Here is a 6263-nt window from a genome sequence, read left to right on the forward strand (position 1 = left end):
CCTGCTACCGGGGTGGGTGGGGCTTTGCCAGTTTTAATCACCTGGGTGCCCTGGCGGAGCGCATCGAAGAGGCCGTGAGTGCCGCGCGGTTGGTGGGCACCGAAGAAACCATCCTGGCCCCGATCGCGATCGTCCAAGCGGACTGTCACCTGCCCCTCAGTGGCACCGATCCGCGCCAGATTTCCCTGGCTGAGAAAAAGCAATTATGTGATCACTACGCCACGGTTCTGCGACAGGTAGACGATCGCATTGCCACGGTGTCTGTGCGGTATGGCGACAGTGCCCAACGCATGATCTTGATCACCTCCGAAGGCACCCTAATTGAACAGTCCTGGGTGGATATGGAAATGCGATTTGCAGCCACCGCCCGGAATGGCGAAACCGTGCAAACCGGACGGGAAACGACCGGATCGCGTCGCGCCTATGAAGACTTGCTCGGGTTAGATCAGCAGGTACGGAGTGCGGCCCAACGGGCTGTGGACGCCCTCGTTCTGCCCCCAGTGAAGGGCAACACCTATACGGTCGTGATTGACCCTATCCTCACGGGACTCTTTGTCCATGAGGCATTTGGTCATCTCTCAGAAGCTGACATGGCCTACGAAAATCCGGATCTGCTGGAAGTGATGACGATCGGGCGGCGCTTTGGTCCCCCGGATCTGCAAATTTTTGACGGGGCGGCTCCCCTGGGCCATCGTGGCAGCTATCAATACGACGACGAAGGCACCCCGGCCACCACCACCCAACTCATTCGGGATGGGGAATTGGTCGGTCGCCTCCACTCACGGGAAACGGCGGGCAAGTTAGAGGAAGCCCCCACGGGCAACGCCCGCTGCCTGAACTACCACTATCCGCCGATCGTCCGCATGACCAATACCTGGATCGAGTCAGGAAAGACGCCCGTGGCGGACTTGTGTCGTGATATCCAGGAAGGCGTCTATGCCCGCAATTGGCTGGGGGGGATGACCAATGGGGAAATGTTTACCTTTAGTGCCGGGGAAGCCTGGATGATCCGTAAGGGGAAAATTGCTGAACCCGTGCGCGATGTTACGCTATCCGGCAATGTGTTTAAGACCCTGGCTGACATTGAAGCGATCGGAGATGACTTCTATTGGGATGAGTCGGGCGGCTGTGGTAAAGGAGGCCAGGGTGGGTTACCCGTGGGCTGTGGTGGCCCCAGTTTGCGGATTCGCAATGTGGTCGTGGGTGGTGAGGCTGTTTGAGGTTTCTAGGTGACCTGTAGGGGCGATCGGCGGCCTGATGAAGGACAAGGAGCCATTCGGCTAGGGAGACGTTGGGTTATTGGCCTTGCCAAACAAGTCGTCTGTTGCAGTGGCGGGAAAATCAACGCTATAAATCCGCCCCTCGTTATCAAAGACGAGGAACAGATCGTCGGTGGTGCGTCCAAATTTGGCTTTGATAATTACCAGATTGCGCTGGGTTTGGGTGTTGAGCCGTCGCTCAAAGGGACCCGTCCGGCGGAGTAAGGATTCCCACTTTTGCTCGACCCGGGCGGGGGAGATTTCCGCTTGCAAAATGGGATGGAGATAGCTCCAGGCGTGCTCATAGTGGGCAGCGGCGAGGGCATCGACAAAGGCTTCGGCGCGGTCTTCGATATCGCTGACGGCGTCACGGGTTTCCCGATCGCGAGGGTTGTCCGCCCTGACAGGCGGGGTTGTCGGCGTTGAGGGTCTCTGGCCCAGGGGGCTGGGTATCGCCGTCTGGGAGTGGGTAGTTGCGACTGGCTCATCCGCGTTGACTGGGACTAGCCCCCCCGCCCAAAGGGTCACCGCCAGACTCGCGATCAGGTATGGCTGTGTAGATTTGACAAGCATTCAGTGTTCCTTTCTCGTTTTGAATCGTTCGAGATCATGGTTTGAAGTCGCGTTTATTGTACGGCGATCGCTGGTTCCCCAACGCTACCCCCATCATATTGCTGGGTATGGTTGCTGGGTATGAATTCGGGGCCTTAGAATACCTCAGCGCCTTGTGCCTGGTAGCTCAGTTTGGCTTGGGCGGCTTCCCCACAGGTACGGGGGGTCGGGAAAATTTTATCGGGATTGGCTAAGCCCTTGGGGTTAAAGACTTGGCGGACCCAACGCATCGTATCGAGATCCGTGGCATTAAACATGGCGGGCATATAGCAGCGCTTATCGGCCCCAATGCCGTGTTCGCCAGATAGACTGCCCCCGACTTGCACACAGCGTTTCAGGATTTCGCCGCCCAGTTCTTCCACTTTCTCCAGGGCACCGGGGACGGCATTATCGTACAGAATCAGGGGATGTAAATTGCCATCGCCCGCATGGAAAACATTGGCAATCCGGAAGCCGTATTGTTGGCTCAACTGTTCAATCTCTCGCAGGATATAGGAGAGTTGGGTGCGGGGAATAACGCCATCTTGGACATAATAGTCAGGACTCATGTGCCCAGCCGCCGCGAAGGCAGCCTTGCGGCCTTTCCAGAGTTTCAGGCGTTGCTCCGGATCGGTGGCACTGACAACACTGCGGGCACCATTTTGCTGGCAGATTGCGGTGACCCGTTGACTGTTCGTTTCCACATCCACTTCGAGGCCATCCAGTTCCACCAATAAAATGGCGGCGGCATCACGGGGATAACAGCCGGTCGCCACCACATCCTCAACGGCATTGGTGCTGAGGTTGTCCATGATTTCCATGCCCCCCGGAATAATGCCACTGCTGATAATGTCCGAGACTGCGGCACCAGCAGCCTCGATCGCGGTAAAGTCTGCCAACAATACCCGCACGGCTTCCGGGGCCTTGAGAATGCGCAGGGTAATTTCGGTGGCAATCCCCAGGGTCCCTTCCGAGCCGACGAAGAGGCCCGTCAGATCGTAACCAGGCATTTCCGGGATACTCCCTCCCACATCGACGATCGCGCCATCGGGCAGCACCAACTTCAACCCTAGGACGTGGTTCGTCGTGACGCCATATTTGAGGCAATGGACGCCCCCGGAATTTTCCGCCACATTGCCGCCGATCGAGCAAATAATTTGACTGGACGGATCGGGGGCATAGTAGAAACCGGCCCCACTAACGGCCTGGGTCACCCAGTTATTGATCACCCCTGGCTGGACGGTGATGCGCTGATTGTCGTAGTCGATGTTGAGGATCTGGCGCATCAGGGCCGTGACGATCAGCACGCAGTCTTCCACGGGTAACGCACCACCAGAGAGACCGGTTCCCGCCCCCCGGGCCACAAAGGGCACTGCTTCGCGATCGCAAATCCGCACGATCGCGGCCACTTCCTCGGTAGTCCGGGGCAGCACCACAACGGCGGGCCGCTGGCGGTAGCTGGTGAGGCCATCGCATTCATACACCAGCAATTCTTCCCGCTTACGGATGACCTTATCTTTACCGATCGCGGCTGCAAATTGTCGAGTCAGGAAAGACCAGTCGCGCTGGGGCATGGCTACCGTTGTGCTTGCAGAGATCTACGCTTTTCAGCTTAGCGTATGCGATCGCCTGATCCTTCCCAATACGAGATCACCTGCGCCCTGTGAACTGCCATAACTGCCACCCAGTCCGCCTCATTAATAAGGCAGGGCTTCCGGTGCCGCAATCTCAGAACCCACCGCAACTCGGCCATTGGCCTGCATCCCAGGGGGACTGGTGACTGTTGTCGCCTGCTCCGCTTGGGAGAGGAGACTGGCTGCCGCAGGAACTGCCGGCTGGGCAACAGCTTCCGGTGTCGTCTGCTGGGTGACCCAGGCTAACCCCCCCATTGCCCCCGCCATGACCGCTGCATAGCCCCAATAAAGATGGCTCGGTTGCAAATACAGGCCCCTATCCTTAATGGGATGGTACCAAGAGGGTACAACCCCGCGATTGGGATCATCCTTCGGTAGGGATGCTGCCAGTTCAGTTCCATGCAAGCCCAAGGCATTGCCCAGCCGTCGAATAAAGCCCCGAATGTAGATGTCTTCCGGTAGGTGTGCCAATTGTCCCGTTTCGAGGGCCGTGATTTGGTGGGTGGGGACCAGGGTCAGGCTATGGAGTTGACCTAGGGAGAGGCGTTTGGTTGCCCTAGCTTGTTGGAGAATGCGGCCAATTTCTAAGAGTCGTTCTTCCCGCGCTTGAGCCGCCGCGATCGCCTGTTGTTGGGCTTTGCGGAAACGGCCCTTCTTCGCTGCAGCGGGTAATGCGGGGGTGGGATTCGGTACCCAATCATCCGCCAACAGCACCGCTGCCCGATCCTGAGGGGTTTCTGGAGCTGGGGTTGAGGCCGAGGAGGGAGCAACTTTGACATCGGGAGGCTGGGCCACGGTGGCCGGGAGCGGCTGCCGACTGAATGGTTGCAGCGCTAAGCGGATCGCTTCTTGGCCGATCGTCTGCAAGAGGAATTGGAATTCTTCCGCCGTTTCGCCGAGGGTTTGGCGCAGCTTTGCTAGGGCCTGCCGGTAAACATCACTTTCGCACAGCGCGACTTCAGCCTGGTGGATGAGGCTCTGCCACTGCTCCGCACTGAGTTCCAGGCGATCGCTCGGCAATAGGGTAGGTCCAGGCACATCAGATCCAGACATACAGAGGGAATGCATAGTCGTTTCCAGTCTCTAGAGGGTGGGGAATACGGTAGATGCTGGGACCGATTCTCCTGCACAGATGCGGCAAGGCTCATCGGAAATCGCCTTAACCCACCCAAACGGCGATCGCGCTAGGCGATCAGGAAAAAACCTGGAAACTTCGTCAAACTTCACCACGCCTGGGGCAGAACCGCCGGGAAACGGATGATCACCGCCCCGCAGTACCCATCTGAACACGCCCACCGTCCCCAAGGCCATGCCCTAACCCGCCCCTGGCGCAGCAGCCCCGATCCGTACCCCGCACTCTCCCATCCGAATTGCCGCTTTAGCACCTCCCCAAAAAATTTGCAAGAATTGTTGCAGAATTGTTACAGAGCTGTTAGAGTTATTTACATAAAGTTACAAACCCAAGCAACTCAAGGAGCCAGCGACATGTACACCACCGATGACCGAGGCGTTCTGAACAACTACGCGATCGAGCCAGCGATGACCTACGCCACCTATCCCTCCGAGGCGCAACAGCGGCAGTACGCGTTACAGGGTGCCGTCGCGACCCTCTTTGTCACTTTGCTGATGGTGGTTGCGGCGGCGGCATAGGATTTCCCAGCACGGCGGTTGGTTTGTCCACTGCTGCTGAAAAATGGCTGATTTTATGACCTGTCCCCCATCGTTACGGTTTAGCGTTATTTAGGAGAATTGGAAGATGTTTGCACCGATCGTGATTTTGGTTCGTCAAGCCCTAGGGGATGCCAAATTTATCAAGTTGCGGGGTAAGGCGATCGCCCTGCACTCCCAGGTCATTACCGATGTTTGCAATCGCCTGGGTATTGATCGCACCCAGCGACAAAACTTCATTCGCTTGGCGCGTGATAATGGTAAAAAACTCGGTTTACTGGCCTAGATCCCAAGCCATTGCCAGAGGAATGGTGGGAATAATTGGCTTGATTTGAGTTGATTTTGATGCGTAACGAATTGATTGAATAACCAGGAGATACTGACTATGGCTATCGTGATTTCTGTATTGATTGTGGGTTGGGTGGCTGCGTCCGTGATTGGTACCCAAGCCTATTTCCGAGGCGAACAAACCAAGCCCATCCATGAGCGTAACTGGCGATCGGCGTCGTTTGAAAAGCTGTCGGAAGCGGTCACGGGGCAAAGCATTGATTACAGCATTCGGACACCCGCCTTTGAGGTTGCCGATGCCTATACCAGCAACCGGCTGTCCCGCGCCTAGGGATGTTTGAACACGGGAAGCCAACTGCGAGCCGGCTTGGTATCGCAACACCCGATATCCCAAACCCAGATATCCCCCAACCCATTGGCCGGGTTAGCGCTACTATACAATCCATGCTACCCGTCCAAAAAAATAACGATTCGCTCATAACCCGCGATGGGGTCCGGCTGGATGCTGATATCTACCGGCCCACGATCGCTGGGTTATTTCCCGTTTTACTGATGCGCCAGCCCTACGGTCGGTCAATCGCCTCCACTGTGGTCTATGCCCACCCCAGTTGGTATGCCGCGCATGGGTACATTGTCGTAATTCAAGACGTGCGGGGACGGGGTACCTCGGAAGGCAAATTTGAACCCTTTGCCCATGAGGTCAGTGATGGACTGGAAACGGTGAACTGGGCTGCCCAGCTACCGGGCAGTACGGGGGAAGTAGGGATGTACGGCTTCTCCTACCAAGGCATGACCCAACTGTATGCCGCCTCGGCCCACCCCC

Annotated in this window: 8 protein-coding genes; 5 read left to right on the top strand and 3 right to left on the bottom strand. The window is 57.2% G+C overall.

Annotated elements, in window-relative coordinates; all coding sequences use genetic code 11:
• A partial coding sequence (locus tag ACWIUF_RS03565; protein WP_448570845.1) for a TldD/PmbA family protein occupies positions 1 to 1220 on the top strand: 1220 nt, incomplete at its 5' end.
• Positions 1221 to 1280: 60 nt separating this feature from the next.
• On the opposite strand, the gene ACWIUF_RS03570 is transcribed toward ACWIUF_RS03565, so the two are convergent.
• The 3 genes from ACWIUF_RS03570 to ACWIUF_RS03580 form a co-directional block, all read right to left on the bottom strand.
• Complete coding sequence (locus ACWIUF_RS03570) at positions 1281 to 1832, bottom strand: DUF3887 domain-containing protein (RefSeq protein ID WP_448570846.1); 552 nt, start codon at positions 1830 to 1832, stop codon at positions 1281 to 1283.
• A gap of 134 nt (positions 1833 to 1966) precedes the next feature.
• A complete protein-coding gene (glcD, locus tag ACWIUF_RS03575; RefSeq protein ID WP_448570847.1) occupies positions 1967 to 3424 on the bottom strand; it encodes a glycolate oxidase subunit GlcD in 1458 nt (485 codons plus the stop codon).
• A gap of 123 nt (positions 3425 to 3547) precedes the next feature.
• Positions 3548 to 4537: a helix-turn-helix domain-containing protein gene (locus ACWIUF_RS03580; RefSeq protein WP_448570848.1), complete on the bottom strand. Its 990-nt coding sequence runs from the start codon at positions 4535 to 4537 to the stop codon at positions 3548 to 3550.
• A 432-nt stretch (positions 4538 to 4969) separates the two neighbouring features.
• On the opposite strand from ACWIUF_RS03580, the gene psb34 reads away from it, so the two are divergent.
• The 4 genes from psb34 to ACWIUF_RS03600 all read left to right on the top strand — a co-directional run.
• A complete protein-coding gene (gene psb34 / locus ACWIUF_RS03585) occupies positions 4970 to 5134 on the top strand; it encodes a photosystem II assembly protein Psb34 (protein WP_448570850.1) in 165 nt (54 codons plus the stop codon).
• A gap of 106 nt (positions 5135 to 5240) precedes the next feature.
• A complete protein-coding gene (pgr5, locus tag ACWIUF_RS03590) occupies positions 5241 to 5438 on the top strand; it encodes a cyclic electron transport protein PGR5 (protein WP_448570852.1) in 198 nt (65 codons plus the stop codon).
• Between the two features lie 99 nt (positions 5439 to 5537).
• Positions 5538 to 5771, top strand: a complete 234-nt coding sequence (locus tag ACWIUF_RS03595; protein ID WP_448570853.1) for a photosystem II protein, Psb35-related — start codon at positions 5538 to 5540, stop codon at positions 5769 to 5771.
• A gap of 113 nt (positions 5772 to 5884) precedes the next feature.
• A partial coding sequence (locus ACWIUF_RS03600) for a CocE/NonD family hydrolase (RefSeq protein WP_448570854.1) occupies positions 5885 to 6263 on the top strand: 379 nt, incomplete at its 3' end.

This window comes from Trichothermofontia sp. (genome assembly GCF_053493415.1).